This window comes from Pseudomonas sp. ITEM 17296 (genome assembly GCF_028895205.1).
Taxonomy (GTDB): Bacteria; Pseudomonadota; Gammaproteobacteria; order Pseudomonadales; family Pseudomonadaceae; genus Aquipseudomonas; species Aquipseudomonas kermanshahensis.
Map to the genome: position 1 here is coordinate 36,931 of NZ_WJRS01000003.1, position 23,586 is coordinate 60,516.

18 protein-coding genes are annotated in these 23,586 nt (G+C 63.2%); 4 read left to right on the top strand and 14 right to left on the bottom strand.

Annotated features, from left to right (window positions below; genetic code table 11):
• Window positions 1–20 precede the first annotated feature (20 nt).
• The 7 genes from rpsA to mtnA form a co-directional block, all read right to left on the bottom strand.
• Window positions 21–1,697: a 30S ribosomal protein S1 gene (gene rpsA, locus GIB19_RS04600; protein WP_003252673.1), complete on the bottom strand. Its 1,677-nt coding sequence runs from the start codon at window positions 1,695–1,697 to the stop codon at window positions 21–23.
• 123 nt (window positions 1,698–1,820) lie between these two features.
• The gene (gene cmk, locus GIB19_RS04605; protein WP_027595952.1) at window positions 1,821–2,507 is read right to left on the bottom strand and encodes a (d)CMP kinase; all 687 of its coding nucleotides are present in this window, start codon (window positions 2,505–2,507) and stop codon (window positions 1,821–1,823) included.
• Window positions 2,504–4,744 carry a bifunctional prephenate dehydrogenase/3-phosphoshikimate 1-carboxyvinyltransferase gene (locus tag GIB19_RS04610; RefSeq protein WP_274883922.1) on the bottom strand — a complete coding sequence of 747 codons (2,241 nt, stop codon included), beginning with the start codon at window positions 4,742–4,744 and terminating at the stop codon, window positions 2,504–2,506. Before GIB19_RS04610 ends, cmk begins: the two co-directional genes overlap by 4 nt.
• A gap of 159 nt (window positions 4,745–4,903) precedes the next feature.
• Window positions 4,904–5,998, bottom strand: a complete 1,095-nt coding sequence (gene pheA, locus GIB19_RS04615) for a prephenate dehydratase (RefSeq protein WP_027595950.1) — start codon at window positions 5,996–5,998, stop codon at window positions 4,904–4,906.
• A complete protein-coding gene (serC, locus tag GIB19_RS04620) occupies window positions 5,998–7,083 on the bottom strand; it encodes a 3-phosphoserine/phosphohydroxythreonine transaminase (protein WP_027595949.1) in 1,086 nt (361 codons plus the stop codon). Before serC ends, pheA begins: the two co-directional genes overlap by 1 nt.
• A gap of 256 nt (window positions 7,084–7,339) precedes the next feature.
• Window positions 7,340–10,102, bottom strand: coding sequence for a DNA gyrase subunit A (gyrA, locus tag GIB19_RS04625; protein ID WP_027595948.1), 2,763 nt, complete (start codon window positions 10,100–10,102; stop codon window positions 7,340–7,342).
• Window positions 10,103–10,458: 356 nt separating this feature from the next.
• The gene (gene mtnA, locus GIB19_RS04630) at window positions 10,459–11,535 is read right to left on the bottom strand and encodes an S-methyl-5-thioribose-1-phosphate isomerase (protein WP_274883927.1); all 1,077 of its coding nucleotides are present in this window, start codon (window positions 11,533–11,535) and stop codon (window positions 10,459–10,461) included.
• Between the two features lie 110 nt (window positions 11,536–11,645).
• Between mtnA and ubiG the strand changes: the two genes are divergently transcribed.
• The 3 genes from ubiG to GIB19_RS04645 all read left to right on the top strand — a co-directional run bounded on the left by ubiG (window position 11,646) and on the right by GIB19_RS04645 (window position 13,913).
• The gene (ubiG, locus tag GIB19_RS04635) at window positions 11,646–12,344 is read left to right on the top strand and encodes a bifunctional 2-polyprenyl-6-hydroxyphenol methylase/3-demethylubiquinol 3-O-methyltransferase UbiG (RefSeq protein ID WP_027595946.1); all 699 of its coding nucleotides are present in this window, start codon (window positions 11,646–11,648) and stop codon (window positions 12,342–12,344) included.
• 2 nt (window positions 12,345–12,346) lie between these two features.
• Window positions 12,347–13,018 carry an N-acetylmuramic acid 6-phosphate phosphatase MupP gene (gene mupP / locus GIB19_RS04640; protein WP_027595945.1) on the top strand — a complete coding sequence of 224 codons (672 nt, stop codon included), beginning with the start codon at window positions 12,347–12,349 and terminating at the stop codon, window positions 13,016–13,018.
• A gap of 154 nt (window positions 13,019–13,172) precedes the next feature.
• On the top strand, window positions 13,173–13,913 hold the full coding sequence (locus GIB19_RS04645) for a YciK family oxidoreductase (protein ID WP_027595944.1): 741 nt from the start codon (window positions 13,173–13,175) through the stop codon (window positions 13,911–13,913).
• 125 nt (window positions 13,914–14,038) lie between these two features.
• On the opposite strand, the gene GIB19_RS04650 is transcribed toward GIB19_RS04645, so the two are convergent.
• The 7 genes from GIB19_RS04650 to GIB19_RS04680 all read right to left on the bottom strand — a co-directional run bounded on the left by GIB19_RS04650 (window position 14,039) and on the right by GIB19_RS04680 (window position 21,904).
• Window positions 14,039–14,824, bottom strand: coding sequence for a TenA family transcriptional regulator (locus tag GIB19_RS04650; RefSeq protein WP_027595943.1), 786 nt, complete (start codon window positions 14,822–14,824; stop codon window positions 14,039–14,041).
• Window positions 14,825–14,886: 62 nt separating this feature from the next.
• Entirely contained in the window at window positions 14,887–17,343 is a 2,457-nt protein-coding gene (locus GIB19_RS04655; protein WP_099428552.1) for an EAL domain-containing protein, read from the bottom strand.
• Window positions 17,344–17,474: 131 nt separating this feature from the next.
• Entirely contained in the window at window positions 17,475–19,307 is a 1,833-nt protein-coding gene (locus GIB19_RS04660; protein WP_085272799.1) for an ABC transporter ATP-binding protein, read from the bottom strand.
• Window positions 19,300–19,932 (bottom strand): DsbA family protein, encoded by a 633-nt coding sequence (locus GIB19_RS04665; protein ID WP_274883933.1) that lies wholly within the window; start codon window positions 19,930–19,932, stop codon window positions 19,300–19,302. Before GIB19_RS04665 ends, GIB19_RS04660 begins: the two co-directional genes overlap by 8 nt.
• Window positions 19,933–19,935: 3 nt before the next feature.
• Window positions 19,936–20,868, bottom strand: coding sequence for an oxygen-dependent tRNA uridine(34) hydroxylase TrhO (gene trhO, locus GIB19_RS04670; protein WP_238215166.1), 933 nt, complete (start codon window positions 20,866–20,868; stop codon window positions 19,936–19,938).
• A 204-nt stretch (window positions 20,869–21,072) separates the two neighbouring features.
• Complete coding sequence (locus GIB19_RS04675; RefSeq protein WP_027595938.1) at window positions 21,073–21,369, bottom strand: BolA family protein; 297 nt, start codon at window positions 21,367–21,369, stop codon at window positions 21,073–21,075.
• Window positions 21,370–21,379: 10 nt separating this feature from the next.
• The gene (locus GIB19_RS04680) at window positions 21,380–21,904 is read right to left on the bottom strand and encodes a DUF2059 domain-containing protein (RefSeq protein ID WP_027595937.1); all 525 of its coding nucleotides are present in this window, start codon (window positions 21,902–21,904) and stop codon (window positions 21,380–21,382) included.
• A 154-nt stretch (window positions 21,905–22,058) separates the two neighbouring features.
• Here GIB19_RS04680 and GIB19_RS04685 point away from each other — a divergent pair, with 154 nt between their 5' ends.
• Window positions 22,059–23,453, top strand: a complete 1,395-nt coding sequence (locus GIB19_RS04685) for a class II fumarate hydratase (protein ID WP_027595936.1) — start codon at window positions 22,059–22,061, stop codon at window positions 23,451–23,453.
• The last annotated feature ends 133 nt before the right edge of the window (window positions 23,454–23,586 follow it).

The window sequence follows — 23,586 nt, forward strand, 5'->3', positions numbered from 1 at the left end:
TCTTACCGATCCAACAGAACTTAGTTCTGTTTGGCCATTGCTTCGCGCAGCAGCGCAGCCATGGTGGTGTCGGCAGCAGCTTCCGGAGCGTTTTTCAGGCTCTGGATAGCTTCGCGCTCTTCAGCGTCGTCTTTCGATTTGATCGACAGGCTGATAACGCGGGACTTACGGTCAACGCTGATGATCTTAGCTTCGATCTCTTCGCCTTCCTTCAGAACGTTACGCGCGTCTTCAACGCGGTCACGGCTGATTTCGGAAGCTTTCAGAGTGGCTTCGATGTCGTCGGCCAGGGTGACGATGGCGCCTTTGGCGTCAACTTCTTTCACGATGCCCTTGACGATAGCGCCCTTGTCATTGACAGCAACGAAGTTGGAGAACGGATCGTCTTCCAGCTGCTTGATGCCCAGGGAGATGCGCTCGCGCTCTGGGTCGACCGACAGGATGACGGTTTCCAGCTCGTCGCCCTTCTTGAAACGACGTACGGCTTCTTCGCCGGTTTCGTTCCAGGAGATGTCGGACAGGTGAACCAGGCCGTCGATGCCGCCGTCCAGACCAATGAAGATACCGAAGTCGGTGATCGACTTGATGGTACCGGTGATCTTGTCACCCTTGTTGAACTGGCCGGAGAAGTCTTCCCATGGGTTGGACTTGCACTGCTTGATGCCCAGGGAGATACGACGACGCTCTTCGTCGATGTCCAGAACCATGACTTCCACTTCGTCGCCAACCTGAACGACTTTCGACGGGTGGATGTTCTTGTTGGTCCAGTCCATTTCGGAAACGTGTACCAGACCTTCAACGCCTTCTTCCAGCTCAGCGAAGCAGCCGTAGTCGGTCAGGTTGGTAACGCGAGCTTGTACGCGAGTACCTTCTGGGTAGCGGGCAGTGATAGCAACCCACGGATCTTCGCCCATCTGCTTCAGACCCAGCGAAACGCGGTTGCGCTCACGGTCGAACTTCAGAACGCGAACGTCGACTTCGTCGCCAACGTTAACGATTTCGGAAGGATGCTTGATGCGCTTCCAGGCCATGTCGGTGATGTGCAGCAGGCCGTCGATACCGCCCAGGTCCACGAATGCGCCGTAGTCGGTGAGGTTCTTGACGATACCTTTGACTTGCTGGCCTTCCTGCAGGGTTTCCAGCAGGGCTTCGCGCTCGGCGGAGTTCTCGGCTTCCAGCACGCTGCGACGGGAAACGACAACGTTGTTGCGCTTCTGGTCGAGCTTGATGACCTTGAATTCCAGCTCTTTGCCTTCCAGGTGGGTGGTGTCGCGCACTGGGCGGACATCAACCAGGGAGCCCGGCAGGAACGCACGGATGCCGTTAACGTCGACAGTGAAGCCGCCCTTAACCTTACCGTTGATAACGCCCTTGACCACTTCTTCGGCGGCGAAAGCTGCTTCCAGAACAATCCAGCACTCGGCGCGCTTGGCTTTTTCACGGGACAGTTTGGTTTCGCCAAAGCCGTCTTCGACCGCGTCCAGCGCAACGTGAACTTCGTCACCGACCTTGATGGTCAGCTCGCCAGCTTCGTTGTAGAACTGCTCGAGCGGGATGACGCCCTCGGACTTCAGGCCAGCGTGTACGGTAACCCAGTCGCCGTCGATGTCGACAACGATACCGGTGATGATCGCACCCGGCTGAAGATTGAGGGTTTTCAGGCTTTCTTCAAAGAGTTCTGCAAAGCTTTCGCTCATTTTAATTCCTGTAGATTCGGGCGAAACAGACGCCCATCGCCACATTCCAGACAATGTGGGTTTCGTTATTTAAAGGAAAGCCGACAGGACGTTGACTGGTGCACCTGCCTGCTCTCCTGGCTATCAGTGAAGGTCGCGAAGCGCGATCTCACTCCTGATACGTTGCAACACCTGCTCGATGGACAACTCGGTAGAGTCCAACTGAATGGCATCGGCCGCTGGTTTCAGCGGGGCCACTGCACGTTGGGTGTCACGCTCATCACGTGCACGAATCTCATCCAGCAGACTCGACAGACTAACATCTTCGCCTTTGCCCTTCAACTGCAGGTAACGACGACGTGCCCGTTCCTCCGCGCTGGCGGTCAGGAAAATCTTCAAGGGCGCGTCCGGGAACACCACGGTACCCATGTCGCGACCATCGGCGATCAGGCCCGGAGCCTCGCGGAATGCACGCTGACGCAACAGCAACGCGTCCCGCACGGCAGGCAGCGAGGCTACCATCGAGGCGCCTGCGCCGACGGTTTCGGTGCGGATGACACTGCTGACGTCCTCACCCTCAAGGATGATCTGTTGCAGCTTACCGGGCTCGGCCGCGATGAACTGCACATCCAGATGGGCGGCAAGTTGCTTGAGCAGCTCTTCGTTGGTCAGGTCGACGCCGTGATTGTTGGCATTGAACGCCAGCAAACGGTACAGCGCCCCGGAGTCCAGCAGGCGCCAGCCCAGCTCGCGAGCCAGCAGACCGGCGACCGTGCCCTTGCCCGAGCCGCTTGGCCCGTCGATGGTGATGACTGTTGCTTGCGAATTCACGACTTGCCCTCTTCAGCCACGCGGATACCGACTTCGGCACACAGCGCCAGGAAGTTGGGGAACGAGGTGGCGACGTTAGCGCAATCATGGATGCGAATCGGCGCAGTGGCACGCAGCGAGGCAACGCTGAAGGCCATGGCGATACGGTGGTCACCGTGGCCGTGCACTTCGCCGCCGCCGATCGGGCCGCCGTCGATGATGATGCCGTCCGGGGTCGGTTCGCACTTCACGCCCAGGCTGATCAGGCCATCGGCCATGACCTGGATGCGGTCGGATTCCTTGACCCGCAGCTCTTCGGCGCCACGCAGCACGGTGCGCCCTTCTGCACAGGCGGCGGCAACGAACAGCACCGGGAACTCGTCGATGGCCAGCGGCACCAGGTTCTCAGGGATGTCGATACCCTTGAGCTGAGCACCGCGCACACGCAGGTCGGCCACCGGCTCGCCACCCACTTCACGCTGGTTTTCCAGGGTGATGTCGCCGCCCATCAGGCGCAGAATGTCGATCACGCCGGTACGGGTCGGGTTGATGCCGACATGCTCGAGCACCAGCTCCGAGCCTTGAGCGATCGAGGCCGCGACCAGGAAGAACGCCGCCGACGAAATATCGGCAGGCACTTCGATGCGGGTAGCCGTCAGCTTGCCGCCAGACTGCAGCGAAGCCACCGGGCCATTGGACTCGACTGCGTAACCAAAGCCGCGCAGCATGCGCTCGGTGTGGTCACGGGTCGGTGCAGGTTCGGTGACCGTGGTCTTGCCTTCGGCATACAGACCAGCCAGCAGCAGGCACGATTTGACCTGGGCACTGGCCATCGGCAGCGTGTAGGTCAGCGCCTTGAGCTTGTTGCCACCACGGATGGTGAGTGGCGGACGGCCTTCAGGGCCAGTCTCGACCACTGCGCCCATTTCGCGCAGCGGGTTGGCGACGCGGTTCATCGGGCGCTTGGACAGCGAGGCATCACCGGTCATGGTCACGTCGAACGGCTGACCGGCCAACAGGCCAGAGAGCAGGCGCATCGAGGTGCCGGAGTTACCCACGTAGATCGGCCCAGGTGGCGGCTTGAGGCCGTGCAGGCCGACCCCATGGATGGTTACGCGACCCTGGTTCGGGCCTTCGATGACCACCCCCATGTCACGGAAGGCTTGCAAGGTCGCCAGCGCATCCTCACCTTCGAGGAACCCTTCGACCTCGGTCGTGCCTTCGGCCAGCGAGCCGAGCATGATCGAGCGGTGAGAAATCGACTTGTCGCCCGGTACGCGGATTCGCCCGGTCAGGCGGCCACCCGGTTGGGCCAGGAAAATCAGATCGTTGGCGTTCATAGCGTCCACATAGGCCCGGCGGGCCAGGATTTTACTGAAATGCTCGCGGGCAACGCGTGCGCGGGTGAATACACCCAGCAGCTGGTGCCCGTCCCCTGCATCGATCGCGTCGCGCAAGGCGTCGAGATCGCTGCGATATGTATCAAGCGTGCGCAGGACGGCTTCGCGGTTGGCGAGAAAGATGTCGTGCCACATGGTCGGGTCGCTGCCGGCGATTCTCGTGAAATCGCGGAAGCCTCCCGCAGCGTACCGGAAGATCTCGAGGTTTTCATTGCGCTTGGCCAGCGAATCGACCAGGCCGAAGGCCAGCAAGTGCGGCAGATGGCTGGTGGCGGCCAGGACTTCGTCATGGCGCTCGACCGGCATGTGCTCGACATCGGCATCCAATGCGCGCCACAGGCGGTCTACCGTGGCCAGGGCGGCGGGGTCGGTGTCCGGCAGCGGCGTGAGGATGACCTTGTGGCGACGGAACAGGGCGGCGTTGGAGGCCTCTACCCCGCTCTGCTCGGAACCGGCAATCGGGTGGCCGGGGACGAAGCGCGACAGGCGCTCACCCAGGACTTCACGGGCGGCGCGCACCACATTGCCCTTGGCGCTGCCGACATCGGTGATCACGGCAGCGCCCAGGTCGAGCTGTGCCAGGCGTGCCAGCAGCTTTTCCATGGCCAGGATCGGCACGGCCAGCTGGATGACATCGGCACCGACACAGGCTGCGGCGAGGTCTTCTTCACAGCGGTCGACCACACCTAGGGCCACGGCCTGCTTGCGCGAGGGGGCATCCAGGTCGACGCCGACCACTTCGCGGCACAGGCCGCTTTCGCGCAGGCCCTTGGCGAAGGAGCCGCCGATCAGGCCCAGGCCTACGACGACAAGGCGACCGATGAGCGGTGCGGGTTTGGTTGTTACTGCATTTACCACGAGTGCGAACCCTGTTCAGAAATCAAGACAGTCTGTGAGACCGCAGGGGGCCGCTTCGCAGCCCATCGCGACACAAGGCCGCTCCTACAGGTATCACGCAGGCCCTGCAGGAGCGGCCTTGCGTCGCGATGGGGCGCAAAGCGGCCCCGACAAGCTCATTTACAGCACCGCCTTCGGATAAGACCCCAGCACCTTCAGCCCCACAGCCTCTTGGCTGATCGCCTCCAGCACTGCCTTGATCAACGGGTCGCGGTGGTGGCCGACGAAGTCGATGAAGAACACGTACGTCCACTTGCCGCTGCGCGACGGGCGGGTCTCGATGCGGGTCAGGTCGATACCGTTCTCGTGGAACGGCACCAGCAGCTCGTGCAAGGCCCCCGGCTTGTTGCTCATCGAGACGATGATCGAGGTCTTGTCGTCGCCAGTCGGCGGTACTTCCTGGTTACCGATCATCAGGAAGCGCGTCGAGTTGTCCGGACGGTCTTCGATCTTTTCGGCCAGGCGGGTCAGGCCGTACAGGTTCGCCGCCATATCACCGGCGATCGCTGCCGAATTCCACTCACCCTTGACCCGCTTGGCCGCTTCGGCGTTGCTCGAAACTGCCACGCGCTCCACGTTCGGGTAGTGCGCGTCCAGCCACTTGCGGCACTGGGCCAGCGATTGGGCGTGGGAGTAGATGCGGGTGATGCTGTCGGTCTTGGTGCTCTCGCCCACCAGCAGGTGGTGGTGGATGCGCAGCTCGACTTCACCGCAAATCACCATGTCGTGCTCAAGGAAGCTGTCCAGGGTGTGGCTGACCGCGCCCTCGGTGGAGTTTTCCACCGGCACCACGCCGAAGTTGACAGCACCGGCCGCCACTTCGCGGAACACTTCGTCAATGGCCGCCATCGGGCGGCTGATCACGGCATGGCCGAAGTGCTTCATCGCCGCTGCCTGGGTGAAGGTACCTTCAGGGCCCAGGTAGGCGATTTTCAGCGGCTCTTCCAGGGCCAGGCAGGACGACATGATTTCGCGGAACAGCCGCGCCATCTCTTCGTTGCCCAGCGGCCCCTTGTTGCGCTCCATGACCCGTTTCAGTACCGCAGCCTCACGCTCGGGGCGGTAGAACACCGGCTTTTCACCTTCGGCGAGCGAGGCGGTCTTGACCCGCGCCACTTCCTGGGCGCAACGGGCGCGCTCGCTGATCAGCTCGAGGATCTTCTCGTCGAGGCTGTCGATGCGCACGCGCAGCGCCTTGAGCTCGTGTTCGGACATCAGCCGTGCTCCTTCTCGAATTCAGCCATGTAGCCAACCAGCGCTTCAACCGCTTCCAGGCCCAGGGCGTTGTAGATCGAGGCACGCATGCCGCCGACCGAGCGATGGCCCTTGAGGTTGAGCAGGCCACGGGCGTCGGCGCCGGCCAGGAAGGCCTTGTCCAGGCGCTCATCGGCCAGGCGGAACGGCACGTTCATCCACGAACGGGCGTTGACGCTGATCGGGTTGGTGTAGAAGTCGCTGGCGTCGATGAAGCCGTACAAGCGGTCTTTCTTGGCGCGGTTGCGCTGCTCCATGGCCTCGACGCCACCCTGCTCCTTGAGCCACTCGAACACCAGGCCCGAGAGGTACCAGGAATAGGTGGCCGGGGTGTTGTACATCGAGCCGTTGTCGGCCGACACCTTGTAGTCGAGCATGGTCGGGCAGCTGCTGCGGGCGTGGCCCAGCAGGTCTTCGCGCACGATCACCACCACCAGGCCGCTCGGGCCGATGTTTTTCTGCGCGCCGGCGTAGATCAGGCCGTATTGCGAGACGTCGATCGGGCGAGAGAGGATATCGGACGACATGTCGACCACCAGCGGAACGTCACCGGTCTCTGGCACCCAGTCGAACTGCAGGCCACCGATGGTCTCGTTGGACGCATAGTGGACATAGGCAGCGTTCTTGGTCAGGTTCCAGTCGTTCTGGCCTGGGATGGCGAGGTAGTCGTAAGGCTTGGCGCTGGCGGCGACATTGATGTTGCCGAAACGGCGCCCTTCCTCGATGGCCTTCTTCGACCAGATACCGGTTTCGACGTAGTCGGCAGTACCGTTTTCCGGCAGCAGGTTCAGCGGGATCTCGGCGAACTGCTGGCTGGCACCGCCCTGCAGGAACAGGACCTTGTAGTTCGAGGGGACGGACAGCAGGTCACGCAGGTCCTGCTCGGCCTTCTCGGCGATGGCCACGTAATCGTCGCTGCGATGGCTCATTTCCATCACCGACAAGCCCTTGCCGCGCCAGTCCAGCATTTCGGCCTGGGCGCGCTGCAGGACAGCGTCAGGAAGCGCAGCAGGGCCTGCGCAGAAGTTAAAGGCTCGTTTGCTCACATCCACTCTCGCTCTGCCAAATAGAACAAAATCGTTTCTCGCACGCCGCGCACCGCTCTTTGTAGGAGCGGCCTTGCGTCGCGAAAGGGCCGCAAAGCGGCCCCCAGCTTTTTGCAGCGTCGCTGAAATACTGGGGGCTGCCTTGCAGCCCTTTCGCGACACAAGGCCGCTCCTACAAAAAACGCCTCCAGCGTTGCCTGCTGTAATCAGTCAAACGGGGCGACCTTGGTCGCCCCGCTCGGGTTGTTGCGCTTGCTTACTCTTGCGGTGCCTCTTCGGCGCCCGCGCTGTCGTCATCGACAGCCTCCGGCGCTTCGCCTTGCGCATCCGCCTCGACCAGTTCGTCGAGCTCTTCTTCGGAAGGCTCCTGGATCCGCTCCAGGCCCACCAGCGTTTCGTCAGCCGCCAGCTTGATCAACGTCACACCCTGGGTGTTACGGCTCAGGCTGGACACTTCACCAACCCGCGTGCGCACCAAGGTGCCCTGGTCGGAGATGAGCATGATCTCTTCGCCTTCCTGAACCTGGATAGCGCCGATCAACAGACCGTTGCGCCCCTTGGTACCCATGGCGATCACGCCCTGGCCACCACGGCCGCGACGCGGGAACTTGGACAGCGGCGTACGCTTGCCGTAGCCACGCTCGGACGCGGTGAGGATCTGCGCACCGGACTCAGGGATCAGCATCGAAATGATCTGCTGCCCTTTGCCCAGCTTCATGCCGCGCACACCACGGGCGGTACGGCCCATTTCGCGCACCACGCTCTCAGCGAAGCGGATCACCTTGCCGGCGTCGGAGAACATCATGACTTCCTTGGCACCGTCGGTGATGGCCGCGGCAATCAAGGTGTCGCCTTCTTTCAGCTTCAGGGCGATCAGGCCGCTGGTGCGTGGGCGGGCAAACTGGGCCAGCGGGGTCTTCTTGACGGTACCGGAAGCGGTGGCCATGAAGATATAGGCACCGGTCGGCTCAGCAGACCATTCCGGGGTGTCGCCGTCTTCTTCGTCGACTTCCTCGGCCTCTACCAGCTCACCTTCGAGCACGGTGTCATCGGCCTCGTCCAGCTCTTCGTCCAGGTCGGCGCTTTGCTGCAGGGCCTCGAGGTCGATCTGCAGCATCGCAGTGATGCGCTCACCCTCTTCCAGCGGCAGCAGGTTGACCAGCGGACGGCCACGGGCAGCGCGGGACGCTTCAGGGATCTCGTAGGTCTTCTTCCAGTACACCTTGCCCTTGCTGGAGAACAGCAACAGGGTGGCGTGGCTGTTGGCGACCAACAGGTGCTCGATGTAGTCCTCGTCCTTCACGCCGGTCGCCGACTTGCCCTTGCCGCCACGGCGCTGGGCCTGGTAGGCGGACAGTGGCTGGGTCTTGGCATAGCCACCGTGGGAGATGGTCACCACGCGCTCTTCTTCCGGGATCATGTCGCCGTAGTTGAGGTCGTGGCTGGCGTTGAGGATCTCGGTGCGGCGCGCATCGCCGTATTCGGCGCGGATGGCTTCGAGTTCTTCGCGGATCACTTCCATCAGGCGCTCGGCGCTGCTGAGGATGCGGATCAGTTCGCCAATCTGCTCGAGGATTTCCTGGTACTCGGCCAGCAGCTTCTCGTGCTCCAGGCCGGTCAGGCGGTGCAGACGCAGGTCAAGAATCGCCTGGGCCTGTTCCGGCGACAGGTAGTACTTGCCCTCGCGCAGGCCGAACTGCTCCGGGAGGTCTTCAGGGCGGCAGGAATCGGCGCCGGCGCGCTCGACCATGACCTGCACGGCGCTGGATTCCCAGGCAGTGGAAATCAACGCTTCCTTGGCTTCCGACGGCGTCGGCGAGGCCTTGATCAGGGCGATGACCGGGTCGATGTTGGACAGCGCGACCGCCTGGCCTTCAAGGATGTGGCCACGCTCACGGGCCTTGCGCAGCTCGAACACGGTACGGCGCGTCACCACTTCACGGCGGTGGCGGACGAACGCTTCGAGCAGGTCCTTGAGGTTGAGCAGACGCGGGCGGCCGTCGATCAGGGCCACGACGTTGATGCCGAACACGCTCTGCAGCTGGGTCTGCTGGTAGAGGTTGTTGAGCACCACCTCCGGCACCTCGCCGCGACGCAGCTCGATGACGATGCGCATGCCGTCCTTGTCGGACTCGTCACGCAGCTCGGTAATGCCTTCGATCTTCTTCTCTTTGACCAGCTCGGCGATCTTCTCGATCAGACGCGCCTTGTTCAGCTGGTACGGCAGCTCGGTGACGACGATCTGCTGGCGGCCACCGACCTTGTCGATGTCTTCGACTTCGGAACGGGCACGCATGTAAATGCGGCCACGGCCGGTGCGGTAGGCCTCGATGATGCCCTGGCGGCCGTTGATGATGCCGGCAGTCGGGAAGTCTGGGCCAGGGATGAACTGCATCAGCTCATCGATGGTGACATCCGGGTTGTCGATCAGCGCCAGGCAGCCGTCGATGACCTCGCCGAGGTTGTGCGGCGGGATGTTGGTCGCCATGCCTACGGCGATACCGCTGGAACCGTTGACCAGCAGGTTGGGAATACGGGTCGGCATGACTGCCGGGATCTGCTCGGTGCCGTCGTAGTTGGGCACCCAGTCGACGGTTTCTTTGTGCAGGTCGGCCAGCAGCTCGTGCGCCAGCTTGGCCATGCGCACTTCGGTGTATCGCATGGCCGCGGCGTTGTCGCCGTCGACCGAACCGAAGTTGCCCTGGCCGTCGACCAGCAGGTAACGCAGCGAGAACGGCTGGGCCATACGCACGATGGTGTCGTAGACCGCAGTGTCGCCGTGCGGGTGGTACTTACCGATCACGTCACCGACCACACGGGCGGACTTCTTGTACGGTTTGTTCCAGTCGTTGCCCAGTTCGCTCATCGCAAAGAGAACGCGACGATGCACGGGCTTCAAGCCGTCACGCGCATCGGGCAGCGCTCGCCCGACAATCACGCTCATCGCGTAGTCGAGGTAAGACTGTCTCAGTTCGTCTTCGATATTGACCGGGAGGATTTCTTTGGCCAGTTCGCCCATGAGAAGCCTGATTCCTTTTTCTGGTGAAACTTCGCAGCGCCATCAAGGGCCGAACGAAGCTCGCCGTCGCGACGCGCAGTGCTGCGACGACTTACGACAAATCAATGAGTTGTGCCATGGATCTGCGCAAATTTGGCCGCCGTGATGGGCGGTCTTGGAAACTGCCGGATGTTATCACAAAGGCAGTGCGGGTGGGGAGATGTGGCAGGCCCTGACACTACAGGTTGTGCAAGGCTCATGCAGGAGCAGCCTTGCGCTGCGAAGAGGCCGGCGCAGACAGCAGAAATAGCCGGCGCCGGTACTGGCCTCTTCGCAGCACAAGGCTGCTCCTACAGAGAAATGTGCAGCCACACCCCTCAGTGCAAACGCTTGCGGCACATCAACTGAGCCAGCTTGGCGGCATCCGGGCGTTCGACGATGCCCTTCTCGGTCACGATCACGTCGATCAGGTCGGCCGGGGTCACGTCGAACACAGGGTTGAACACCTCCACCTGCGGCGCCACGCGGGTGCCGGCGTAATCCAGCAGCTCGTCTGCATCGCGCTCTTCAAGCGGGATGTCCTCGCCGGTGGCCAGGTTCAGGTCGATGCTGGTGCTCGGCGCCACGACCATGAAGCGCACGCCGTGGTGCATGGCACTGACCGCGAGCTGGTAGGTGCCGATCTTGCTGGCCACATCGCCATTGGCCGCGATGCAGTCGGCACCGACCACAACCCAGGTGATGCCCTTGCTCTTCATCAGGTGGGCCAGGGCCGAATCGGCGCACAACGTCACCGGAATGCTCTCGTTGGCCAACTCCCAGGCGGTCAGGCGCGAGCCTTGCAGCCAGGGGCGGGTTTCGCCGGCATACACCCGCTCAACCATGCCCTCCAGGTAACCCGCGCGAATCACCCCCAGCGCGGTGCCAAAACCGCCACTGGCCAGGGCGCCGGCATTGCCGTAGGTGAGCAGGGTCTGGGCGTTGCCCTGATGGCGGCGAATCAGTTCAATGCCGTACTGGGCCATGGTCAGGTTGGCTTCACGGTCACTTTCATGAATCGCTACCGCCTCAGCTTGCAGCGCGGCCAGCACGTCTTCTTCCGGGCGCAAGCGCTGCAGGCGCTCGCGCATGCGGTTCAGCGCCCAGAACAGGTTGGCGGCAGTCGGGCGCGCCTCGGCCAGGCTGAGGAAGTCTTCTTCCAGGTACTGCTCCCAGTCGCCGCCCTCGGCCAGGCGCTCTTCCAGGGCGAGGACCAGGCCGTAGGCCGCGGCAATGCCGATGGCCGACGCACCGCGCACCGCCATGTCACGGATCGCGTTCACCACCTGCGCGACATTGTCGCAGGCCAGCCAGACCTCCTGCGCGGGCAGCTGGCGCTGGTCGAGCAGATGCAGAACGCCGCCTTCCCAGCGGATCGCGGTCACCTTCTCCGCCGCCAAAAGTCGCTCGCGCATCGCCTCTCCCCGTCGTTCGGATGTCAAAAGCCGGCGATTATAGCGACCCTCGGCCTTGAGCGCTCGGGTATACTCCGGCCCAATTTAGCGAAGTTTCAGAGGACTCTTAAATGAGCAACGTCGACCACGCCGAAATTGCCAAGTTCGAAGCCTTGGCCCACCGCTGGTGGGACCGTGAAAGCGAGTTCAAGCCGCTGCATGAAATCAACCCGTTGCGCGTCAACTGGATCGACGAGCGGGTCGGCCTGGCTGGCAAGAAAGTGCTGGACGTGGGCTGCGGCGGCGGCATTCTCAGCGAATCCATGGCCCTGCGTGGCGCCTCGGTAACCGGCATCGACATGGGCGAGGCCCCGCTGGCGGTGGCCCAGTTGCACCAACTGGAGTCCGGCGTCGAAGTTGAATACCGGCAGATCACCGCCGAAGCACTGGCCGAAGAGATGCCTGGGCAGTTCGACGTGGTCACCTGCCTGGAAATGCTCGAGCACGTCCCCGACCCGTCGTCGGTGATTCGCGCCTGCTACCGCATGGTCAAGCCTGGCGGCCAGGTGTTCTTCTCCACCATCAACCGCAACCCCAAGGCCTACCTGCTGGCCATCGTCGGCGCCGAGTACATCCTGAAGATGCTGCCGCGCGGCACCCACGACTTCAAGAAGTTCATCCGCCCGTCCGAACTGGGCGCCTGGAGCCGTGTTGCCGGCCTTGAAGTCAAGGACATCATCGGCCTGACCTACAACCCGTTGACCAAGCACTACAAGCTTTGCAACGACGTGGACGTCAACTACATGATCCAGACCCTGCGCGAGGAATGAGCATGCGTTTGCGAGCAGTACTCTTCGACATGGACGGCACCCTGCTCGACACGGCGCCGGACTTCATCGCCATCTGCCAGGCCATGCTCGCCGAGCGCGGCTTGCCGGCCGTGGACGACAACCTGATTCGCGGGGTGATTTCCGGCGGTGCCCGTGCCATGGTCGCCACCACCTTCGCCATGGACCCGGAAGCTGAAGGCTTCGAGGCCCTGCGCCTGGAGTTTCTCGAGCGCTACCAGCGCGACTGTGCGGTGCACAGCAAGCTGTTCGACGGCATGGCCGAGCTGCTGGCCGACATCGAGAAAGGCAACCTGCTGTGGGGCGTGGTCACCAACAAGCCGGTACGTTTTGCCGAGCCGATCATGCAGCGCCTGGGCCTGGCCGAGCGCTCGGCGCTGCTGATCTGCCCGGACCACGTGAAAAACAGCAAGCCCGACCCCGAGCCGCTGATCCTGGCCTGCAAAACCTTGAACCTGGACCCGGCCAGCGTGCTGTTCGTCGGCGACGACCTGCGCGACATCGAGTCTGGCCGCGATGCCGGCACCCGCACCGCGGCGGTGCGCTACGGCTATATTCATCCAGAGGACAACCCGAACAACTGGGGTGCCGACGTGGTGGTGGACCACCCGCTGGAACTGCGCAAGGTGATCGACAGCGCGCTGTGCGGCTGCTGAGCCTCACTCCAAGCCCCTACCTTGTCCCTGTGGGAGCGGGTTTACCCGCGAAAGGGCCGGACCAGGCAGCTTGATTGCCTGACCTGACGCATTCGCGGGTAAACCCGCTCCCACAGGGTAAGGTGCCGCGCCAACGAACTCGAAGGACCACACAATGTTCGACTACACCGCCCGCCCCGACCTGCTGCAAGGCCGGGTCATCCTGGTCACCGGAGCCGGCCGCGGCATCGGTGCCGCCGCCGCCAAGGCCTACGCCGCGCTCGGTGCCACCGTGCTGCTGCTGGGCAAGACCGAGGCCAACCTCAACGAGGTCTACGACCAGATCGAGGCCGCCGGGCACCCACAACCGGTGGTGATCCCGTTCAACCTGGAAACCGCCCTGCCCCACCAGTACGACGAGCTGGCGGTCATGATCGAAGACCAGTTCGGGCGCCTGGATGGCCTGCTCAACAACGCCTCGATCATCGGCCCGCGCACGCCACTGGAGCAGTTGTCGGGTGACAACTTCATGCGCGTGATGCACATCAACGTCGATGCCACCTTCATGCTCACCAGCACCCTGCTGCCGCTGCTCAAGCTGTCGGAGGACGCCTCGGTGGTGTTCACCTCCAGCAGCGTCGGGCGCAAAGGCCGGGCCTACTGGGGCGCTTACGGGGTGTCGAAGTTCGCCACCGAAGGCCTGATGCAGACCTTGGCCGACGAACTGGAAGGGGTTGCGCCGGTGCGCTCCAACAGCATCAACCCAGGCGCCACACGCACGGCGATGCGGGCCCAGGCTTACCCGAGCGAAAACCCGCAGAACAACCCGCTGCCTGAAGAGATCATGCCGGTGTACCTGTACCTGATGGGGCCAGACAGCACTGGGGTGAATGGGCAGGCGTTCAACGCCCAGTGATTTTGGGTGGCCTGTACTGGCCCTATCGCCGGCAAGCCGGCTCCCACAGGGGTTTCATTGCCTTCTGGCTTGGTGAAATTCTGTGGGAGCCGGCTTGCCGGCGATAGGGCCAGTACAGGGGGCCATCAACCCGCCGCCAACGCCGGCCGCACCCGCCCCTGCTGACGCCCTTCCAGCTGCATGCAGCGCTCCAGGAACAGGTACATGCAGTCGTAACTCTTGCAGATCGCCCGGCGCAATTCGGTACGCAACCCCAGCGTCGGGTTCTCCCCCGCCAAGGTACAGATGATTTCCAGCGCCTCCCACGGGTGTGCATCGTCGTACTGCGCATGCATCTTCAACCATTTCATGGCGCGCTTGCGCTGCTCCTCCGGGAAGCCTTGGGCGTAGGTGTCATTGGCGCACACCACCGCCGACCATTCCCCCGTCGCGCCTTCGATGGCGTAGTTGGTCGCCGCCATGGAAATCGCCAGGTTTTCGGTAGCACACACCCGCCAGCACCAGTCATTGAGCCCATTCAACTCGGGCGGCACCTCCTGGGCCTGCAGGTCATGCAGGTGAACCCCATGGGCATGGCACCAGTGCACCCAGTAGTCGGCATGGTTGAGCTCGACGCGGATGTTGCGCATCAACCAGCGCCGCGCCATGTCTTCGCCGGGGTGGCGGCCATAACGGGTCTTGGTCAGGTTATGAGCCATGTACAGGGAGAACTGCTCGACCACTGGCCAGCCGCCGATCAGGTACTGGCGGATGGTCGAAGGCTTCAGCTGGCCATCACGCAGGCGCTGGTAAAACTCATGCTCGACCACCCGGCGCTTACTTTCGCGGCACTCTTCAATCAGTTGCTGGGCCCATTGAGGGTAACTGGCGGGGTCCATCAATGGCCCGATACGAACGAATGCATCAATCACTTTCAGCTCCTTGTTCCTTGTGATTTTTCGGACGTGTTGTGTCAGCGAAAGCCGCTGTCTAGCTAACGAAACGTGCCAGGTGCCCGCTGCAACAGAGGCCGTGCGGCGATCCGTTGGCGCTGCAGGCTGTCACAGGTGAACACCTGGGGCCGTTCGATCAGGTAGCCCTGGGCGTAATCCACGCCAATTTCCTGCAGGGCCTGTTCGATCAAGGGGGTTTCGACAAACTCGGCGATGGTCCGCTTACCCATGACATGGCCGATGTGGTTGATGACCTCGACCATGGCCCGGTTGACCGGGTCGTCGAGCATGTCCTTGACGAAACTGCCGTCGATCTTGAGGAAATCCACAGGCAAATGCTTCAAATAGGCGAACGACGACATGCCGGCACAGAAGTCGTCTAGCGAGAACCTGCACCCCAGCCCTTTCAGTTCGTTGATGAAACGAATAGCACTGCCGAGGTTGGCAATGGCGCTGGTTTCGGTGATCTCGAAGCAGATCATGCGTGGCGGGATGGCGTACTCGACGAACAAGCGCTGCAAGTACTCGAGGAAGTTGTCGTCGCCAATGCTCGACCCCGACAGGTTGATCGCGCACATGGACAACGGCCCTTCGCGCCCTTCGTCCAGGCACTGGCGAATCACCTGGAACACATTGCGCACCACCCAGCGATCAAGGGCGGTCATCAGGCCATAGCGCTCGGCGGCGGGGATGAAGCTGCTGGGCAGGATGGTGCGCCCGCTCTCATCGTGCAGGCGCAGCAGAATCTCGATATGGCCAGGGCCTTCGATGGTCTTCAGCGCGGCGATTTCCTGGGCGTACAGGCAGAAGCGGTTTTCTTCCAGGGCCACGTGCAAACGCTGGATCCAGGCCATCTCACCAAAGCGCATGGACAGCTCGCTGTCGTCGGCGTGGTACACCTGCACCCGGTTGCGGCCCTTTTCCTTGGCCATGTAGCAGGCCATGTCGGCGGCGCGCAGCGAGGCCTCCAGGGTACCGGGGGCCTGCGCCATGTTCACCAGGCCAATGCTCACGGTGGTGACGAACGGGCGCCCCTTCCACACAAAGTGCAGGCTCTGGACCATCTGGCGCAGTTGCTCGGCAATTCGCTCGGCCTGGTCCGGCGGGCAGTTTTCCAGCAGCACGCCGAACTCATCGCCACCCAGCCTGGCCAGGGTGTCCCCTTCGCGCAGCCCCGACTGCAATACGGCGCAAATATGGCGCAGCAACTCGTCGCCCGCCGCGTGGCCACAGGTGTCGTTGACCAGCTTGAACTGGTCGAGGTCGAGGAACATCAGTGAATGCCGCCCAGCCTGACGTGCCAGGCCGTTGAGCGCCTGCTCCAGGCGGTATTCGAACTCGCGGCGGTTGGCCAGGCCGGTCAAGGCGTCATGGGTCGCTTGCCAGGACAGGTTGGCGATGTACTGGCGCTCCTGGGTCATGTCGTGCAGCACCAGCACGATGCCGCTGACCTGCCCGTCATTGACAATGGGCGAGCCCACCAGGTTGATCGACACGGTGCTGCCGTCCAGGCGCTGGATCAACCGGGCATGCTCGGCGCCGCCCTTCAGGCTACCGCTGAGCACCTGCTCGACCAGGCTGCGGCCGTCTTCTTCGGCCTGCTCGTCCACCAGGCTGAACAGCGCCGAAAGTGGCAGCCCTTGGGCTTGGCCGGCCTGCCAGTGGGTAAGTTGCTCGGCCGCCGGGTTCATGTAGCCGATATAGCCATCGACATCGGTGGTGATGACCGCATCGCCAATCGCCTGCAGGGTGATCTGCGCCCGCTCCTTTTCGGCCTGCAGGGCACTGGCGAACGCCTGGCGCTGGGCCAGCAACTTGCTGGAGCGGCGCCAGGCAATGGTAATGAGGAACAAGGCAGTCAGCAGGTTGGTGATCAGCAGCACCTGCAGCAGCATGCGCGAACCCTCGCCCAGGGCATCGCTGAAAGCCCTGGCGGCCGGCGTCACACCTTCGTTGATGGCGACGATGCGGGCCTTCCAGTCGCTGATCGTGCCGGCATCGACCGGGCCACCGGCAAAGCCTGTGCGCATCTCGTCCGCCAGCACATCCAACTGGCCCAGGTAGCGGTCGCCGATGTCCCAATAATCGATGGCCGTCTGCATGTAGCTGATGCTGCGGAAGTTGCGATAGAACCAGATGATGCGTTCGACGTCGTCGGGGTGGTTGCCCCCCTGCAACACGGCATCGCGCGCGGCGTTCAAGTCCGGATTGGGCTGGTCGAGCACTTCACGCAACTGGTGATCGCCATGGGGCACGGTGATGGCCTGGCGATAGCGCTGGTAAGTGCTTTCGTCGCGGTTGTCGGCGTACAGGTTGAGGTAGTAGATGGCGTCTTTCTGAGCCTTGGACCACAAGCTCTCGCCCGCGACATAGGCGCGTACCGCCGATAGCGTATAGAGGCTGAGACCGGCCAATGCCGCCTGGAAGATCACGACGGCAATGAAGGGCCAGATGATACCCAGCAGCTTCGGCGCTTCTAGAGTGCGATGTCCCTTCATGGAGTCCCTGTCACAGAGCAGATAAGGCTCGAATCAACCCAGACAAGCACAGCGTAGGCCATTTGCCATCTGCGTGGAGGGGTTTTTTATGACAAGGAATGGGGCGATTCGCACCGCCCGTAACAAGAGGCTCAGGTCTGCTGCAGATGCCCGTACAGCTTGGCGTACAAACCACCCTCGGCAATCAACTGCTGATGGTCGCCATCTTCGGCCACATGCCCGCCATCGAACACCAACACCCGGTCGGCCTGTTTCACGGCCGACAGGCGGTGGGCGATGATCAGCGTGGTGCGGCCGCTGAGGAAGCGCGCCAGGGCCTGGTGCAGGTTGTACTCGGTGGCAGCATCCAGCGCCGACGTGGCTTCATCGAGAATCACCACCTTGGGTTCGGCCAAGACCATCCGGGCAATCGCCAGCCGTTGCCGCTGCCCCCCGGACAGGCGCACACCGGAACGCCCGACCACGCTGTCCAGCCCTTGCGGCAAGGCGGCGATGGTGGCGTCCAGCTGGGCAATGCGCAGCGCCTGCCAGCAGGCTTCGTCGCTGCACTCGCGGCCCATGGTCAAGTTGGCGCGCACGCTGTCGTTGAACAACGAAGGGTGCTGCAGCACCACCGCGACGTTTTCACGAAGGGTTTCCAGGCCGATTTCCTGCAGGCTGGCACCGCCAAATCGGATGGTCCCCGCCTGGGCGCTGTACAGGCCAAGCAGCAGCTGCACCAAGGTGCTCTTGCCGCCACCGCTGGCGCCCACGATGGCCACCTTCTCGCCTGGGGCGATGGACAGGTCGAGGTGCTCGAGCACCGGCTCGTCGGCATAGGCGAAGCGCAGGTCGCGCACCTCGATGCCCACTGTTTCGCGGCCCACGAACGGGTCACTGGCCGCGGGGTACTGCGGCTCGTCGGCACGCGCCAGCAGCTCGTTGAGCCGGCTCAGGGCGCCACCGGCAGCGTAGTAGGCGTACTGCAGGTTGAGCAGTTGCTCCACCGGGCCGATCATGAACCACAGGTAGCTGAACACCGCCAGCATCTGGCCGATCGACAGGTCGGAAAACAGCACAGTGAGCATCGCCGCGGCGCGGAAGATGTCGATGCCGAACTGGAACAACAAACCACTGGCGCGGCCGCTGGCATCGCTCTTCCATTGCGAGTCCACGGCGTAGTCACGCACCTCCCGGGCGCGCACGCCCAGGCGCCCCAGGAAATAGCCCTGGCGGTTGCCGGCGCGGATCTCCTGGATGGCGTCGAGGGTTTCCGACAGCGCCTGGGTAAAGCGCGCGGTGCTGTCGTTTTCGAGCTTTTTCAGGTGCTTGACGCGCTTGCCCAACTGCACGGTGAAGTAGATCACCAGCGGGTTGAACAGCAAAATCAGCAACGCCAGTTGCCAGTGCATCCAGATCAGGATGGCCGCCGTGCCGGTCAGGGTCAGCATGGCGACCAGGAAGCGGCTGAGGGTCTCGCCGACGAATTTGTCGAGGGTGTCCAGGTCGGTGACCAGGTGAGTGGTCACCGTGCCGCTGCCCAGGCTTTCGTATTCCTTGAGGGAAATCCGCTTGAGCCGTTCGATCAGCCGAATACGCAGGCGGTAGACGATGTCCTTGGCCAGCCCGGCAAACAGCTTGGCCTGCACCACGTTGAAGGCCAGGGCGGCCAGGCGCAGGCACAACGTCAGCGCCAGCATCAGGCCGATATAGCCGGCCGCGACCTGCCAGTTGGCCGGCAGCAGCTGGTTCATCCACTTCAGCGCGGCGTCGCCGTGGCCCAGCAGCACTTCATCCACCAGCAGCGGCAGCAGCAAGGGGATCGGCACGCTGCAGCACGCCGCGAGCACGGCAATCAGGTTGGCAGACCAAAGGTTTTTCTTGTGGTGCAGTGCCAGGCGGCGGATTTCCGCCCAGCTCAGTCGATCGGCCGCACTGTGGGGTTTCCCTGGCACAGGGTCGGGCGACCCGGGCACATCAAGCACAGGCAGCCTGCTGCAGCCAGCGGCCGAGCAAGGGTTGCAGGCGCTCCAGCGGCTGGTAGCCGTTGGTCAGCAGCGCCAGCTGGCCGTTACGCTCGGCCAGCAGGGTGGGGAAACCGGCGATGCCCAGGTCTTGCGCCCACGCAATATCGGCTGCGGTTGCTACACGCGTATCGGCGCGGGCAAAGGCCTCGGCAAACAACGCACGGTCGAAGCCCGCCTGTTCGGCCAGCTCAACCAAGTGCGGCGCAGTGGTAACGTCGACGCCGGCCTCGTAGAACGCGCGCTGGATCAACGCCAGCAGTGGCCAGACGCGCTCGGCGTCCAGCTCACGGGCGGTGACCAGGGCGCGGCAGGCAGGCTCGGTGTCGTAGACGAAACCGTCAGGCATGGCGCCCTCGAAACGAAACGGCTGGCCGGTGGCGTCGGCCACCGCCTGCCAATGCTCGAGGATGTACTTGCGGGTCGACGCATCCAAGGCGCTGCCGCCGGTGCGCAGGCCGCCTGGCACCAGGTGGGTTGGCACGCCGGCTTCACGCGCCTGGGCGATCAGGGCCGCGGCCACCGGCGCAAAACCCCAGCACCAGGAGCACATAGGGTCCATCACATACAGCAGGCGTGCAGACATGCATCAGGCCTCGGCTTTGTAGTTGTAACCGATCGGGTGCGGCAGGTTGCGGGCCTTGGCCAGCTCGATCTGCTTCTGCCGGTCGATGGCGCTGCGGCGAGTTTTTTCGCTCAGGCTGTCCCAGCAGTGCGGGCAGCTGACACCTGGCGAATAGTGCTCGGACGCACGCTCCTCTGCGTTGATCGGGTGGCGGCAGGCATGGCACTGGTCGTACTCGCCTTCGCTCAGGTCATGGCGCACCGTGACGCGGTTGTCGAAGACGAAGCAGTCGCCGTCCCACAGGCTTTCTTCCTGAGGCACTTCTTCGAAGTACTTCAGGACGCCACCTTTAAGATGATAGACCGCCTCGAAGCCTTCACCGAGCATGTAGCTGGAGGCTTTTTCGCAACGGATACCGCCGGTGCAGAACATCGCCACTTTCTTGTGCTTGCTCGGGTCGAAGTTGGCCTTGATGTACTCGGGGAACTCGCGGAAGGTCTCCGTCTTGGGGTCGACGGCGCCCTTGAACGTGCCGATGGCCACTTCGTAGTCGTTGCGGGTATCGATCAGCAGCACTTCAGGGTCGCTGATCAGGGCGTTCCAGTCCTTGGGCTCGACGTAGGTGCCCACCTGCTGGTTGGGGTCCACGCCCGGCACACCGAGGGTGACGATCTCTTTCTTCAGCTTGACCTTGGTGCGGTAGAACGGCTGTTCGTCGCAGTAGGATTCCTTGTGGTCGACATCCACCAGGCGCGGGTCGTTGCGCAGCCAGGCCAGCAGGCCGTCGATGCCTTCGCGGGTGGCCGACACGGTGCCGTTGATGCCTTCGTTGGCCAGCAGCAGGGTGCCTTTGACGTCATTGTCGAGCATGGCCTTGAGCAGCGGCTCGCGCAGCTCGACGTAGTCTTGCAGGGTGACGAATTTGTACAGCGCCGCGACGACGATCGGTTGTGACATGAACGTGAATCTCCAGGTGGTTGCCCTCGTAAGGGGCGGACCGGGTTGTTAAAAAAGCAGGGGGGCGCTGTGCGCCCCTTTCGCGACACAAGGCCGCTCCTACAGAGGGAACGCATAACCCCTGTAGGAGCGGCCTTGTGTCGCGAAAGGGCCGCAAAGCGGCCCCCCGGATGTTGCAGATTCTACCAGAACGGCAAAAAGGATTCAGTGCCCGCCGCCCGCACACACCGGCGAGGCCGGTGCGGCCCCGACCTTGGCCCACTCTTCAGCGGTGTAGGTGTGGATCGCGAGGGCGTGGATCTGGCCCATCAGCTCGCCCATGGTGGCGTAGACCTTCTGGTGACGCTTGACGCTGTTCAGCCCGGCAAACTGCTCGCTGACGATCACTGCCTTGTAGTGGGTCTCCTGACCACGACTGTGCATGTGACTTTCATTGAGCACTTCCAGGTGTTGCGGCGCCAGCGCGGCCAGTTGTTGCTCGATGCGGTGCTGCATGCTCATCACGCGTTACTCACTTCTTGGCGGGGGCGGCGGCCTTGCCAGCGTTCGGGTCAAGCTCTTTGGTCATGTCTTCGAGCAGCTTGTTGACCACCGGTACCGCAGGCTCCAGGCTCTGCTGGGTCAGCTGGGCCGACTGCTGGGTAACCTTGGGCATCTCGCGCAGGACTTTCTTGCCCAGCGGCGACTCGTAGAACTTGACCAGGTCCTTGAGCTCGGCCTCGGTGAAGGTGGCGGTGTACAGGTCGACCATTTTCGGCTTCAGCTTGTTCCAGCCGATGGCGCTGTCCAGGGCGGCGTTGGCCTTGGCCTGGTAGCTTTGCAGCACTGGCTGCTTGGACGCAGGCGCCTTGGTTTGGGCGAAGCGCTGGGCGAACATTTGTTGGACCTGCATATAGACCGGGGTGCCCAGCTTGTCGGCGTTGGCCAGGGTCAGGAACTTCTCGGCGGCAGCGTTGTGACTGGCGGTGGCAGCGAGTACCTGGCCGCTGGCACAGGCCAGGGCGACGGCGGCACAAAGGACACGGAGACGGGTCATTGCATTTCCTTCAAGAGAGGGAGGCGGGTACCTCAGAGTAGAGCATTCTGCGCTGTGGTGGCGATGTGCTCAAGTGGGCACGACGAGCGATGGAACCGCTCTGTCGAATCAGGGCCTAAACTGCGATTTCGAACCACAAAGGAGTGAGCGCAGAATGAGCCGTATCGAGACAGACAGCCTGGGCCCGGTCGAAGTTCCTGAGGGTGCCTACTGGGGTGCGCAGACCCAGCGGTCGCTGATCAACTTCGCCATAGGCAAGGAACGCATGCCGCTCGCGGTGCTGCACGCCCTGGCGCTGATCAAGAAAGCCGCGGCACGGGTCAACAACCGCAACGGCGACCTGCCGGCCGATATCGCCCGGCTGATCGAGCAGGCCGCCGACGAAGTGCTCGACGGCCAGCATGACGATCAGTTCCCGCTGGTGGTCTGGCAAACCGGCAGCGGCACCCAGAGCAACATGAACGTCAACGAAGTCATCGCCGGGCGCGCCAACGAACTGGCCGGCAAGGGCCGTGGCGGCAAGACGCCCGTGCACCCCAACGACCACGTCAATCGCTCGCAGAGTTCCAACGACTGCTTCCCCACCGCCATGCACATTGCCGCTGCCCAGGCGGTGCATGAAAAACTGCTGCCGGCGATCGCCGAGTTGTCCTCGGGGCTGGCCGAACTGTCGGCGCGCCACCTCAAACTGGTCAAGACCGGCCGTACGCACATGATGGACGCCACGCCGATCACCTTCGGCCAGGAGGTCTCGGCCTTCGTCGCCCAGCTCGATTACGCCCAGCGCGCCATTCGCGCTACCCTGCCCCCAGTTTGCGAGCTGGCCCAGGGCGGCACCGCCGTCGGCACCGGCCTGAACGCGCCACATGGCTTTGCCGAAGCCATCGCGGCGGAGCTGGCGGCCCTTTCCGGCTTGCCATTCGTCACCGCGCCCAACAAGTTCGCCGCCCTTGCCGGCCATGAACCGTTGACCAGCCTGGCGGGGGCGCTGAAGACCCTGGCCGTGGCCTTGATGAAAATTGCCAACGACCTGCGCCTGCTTGGCTCCGGCCCCCGCACGGGGCTGGCGGAAGTGCGCCTGCCGGCCAACGAGCCGGGCAGTTCGATCATGCCCGGCAAGGTCAACCCGACCCAGTGCGAGGCACTGTCCATGCTGGCCTGCCAGGTGCTGGGCAACGACGCGGCGATCGGTTTTGCCGCCAGCCAAGGCCACTTGCAGTTGAACGTGTTCAAACCGGTGATCATCCACAACTTGCTGCAGTCGGTCGAACTGCTGGCTGATGGCTGCCGCAACTTCCAGCAGCACTGCGTGGCCGGGATCGAGCCGGATGCCGAGCAGATGGCGGCGCACCTGGAGCAAGGGTTGATGCTGGTGACGGCATTGAACCCGCATATTGGCTATGACAAGGCGGCGGAGATTGCCAAGAAGGCGTATGCCGAGGGCACGACCTTGCGCGAGGCGGCGTTGGCGTTGAAGTACCTGACCAATGAACAGTTCGATCAGTGGGTCAGGCCGGAGAACATGCTGGCGCCGGGCGGTAAAGGCTGACCCGATCCCCCCTCCCCTGTAGGAGCAGCCTTGTGCTGCGAAGAGGCCGGTGAAAGTAGCGAAAAATCGCTGTGTTTGCACCGGCCTCTTCGCAGCACAAGGCTGCTCCTACACCAGCGCAAGGCTGCTCCTA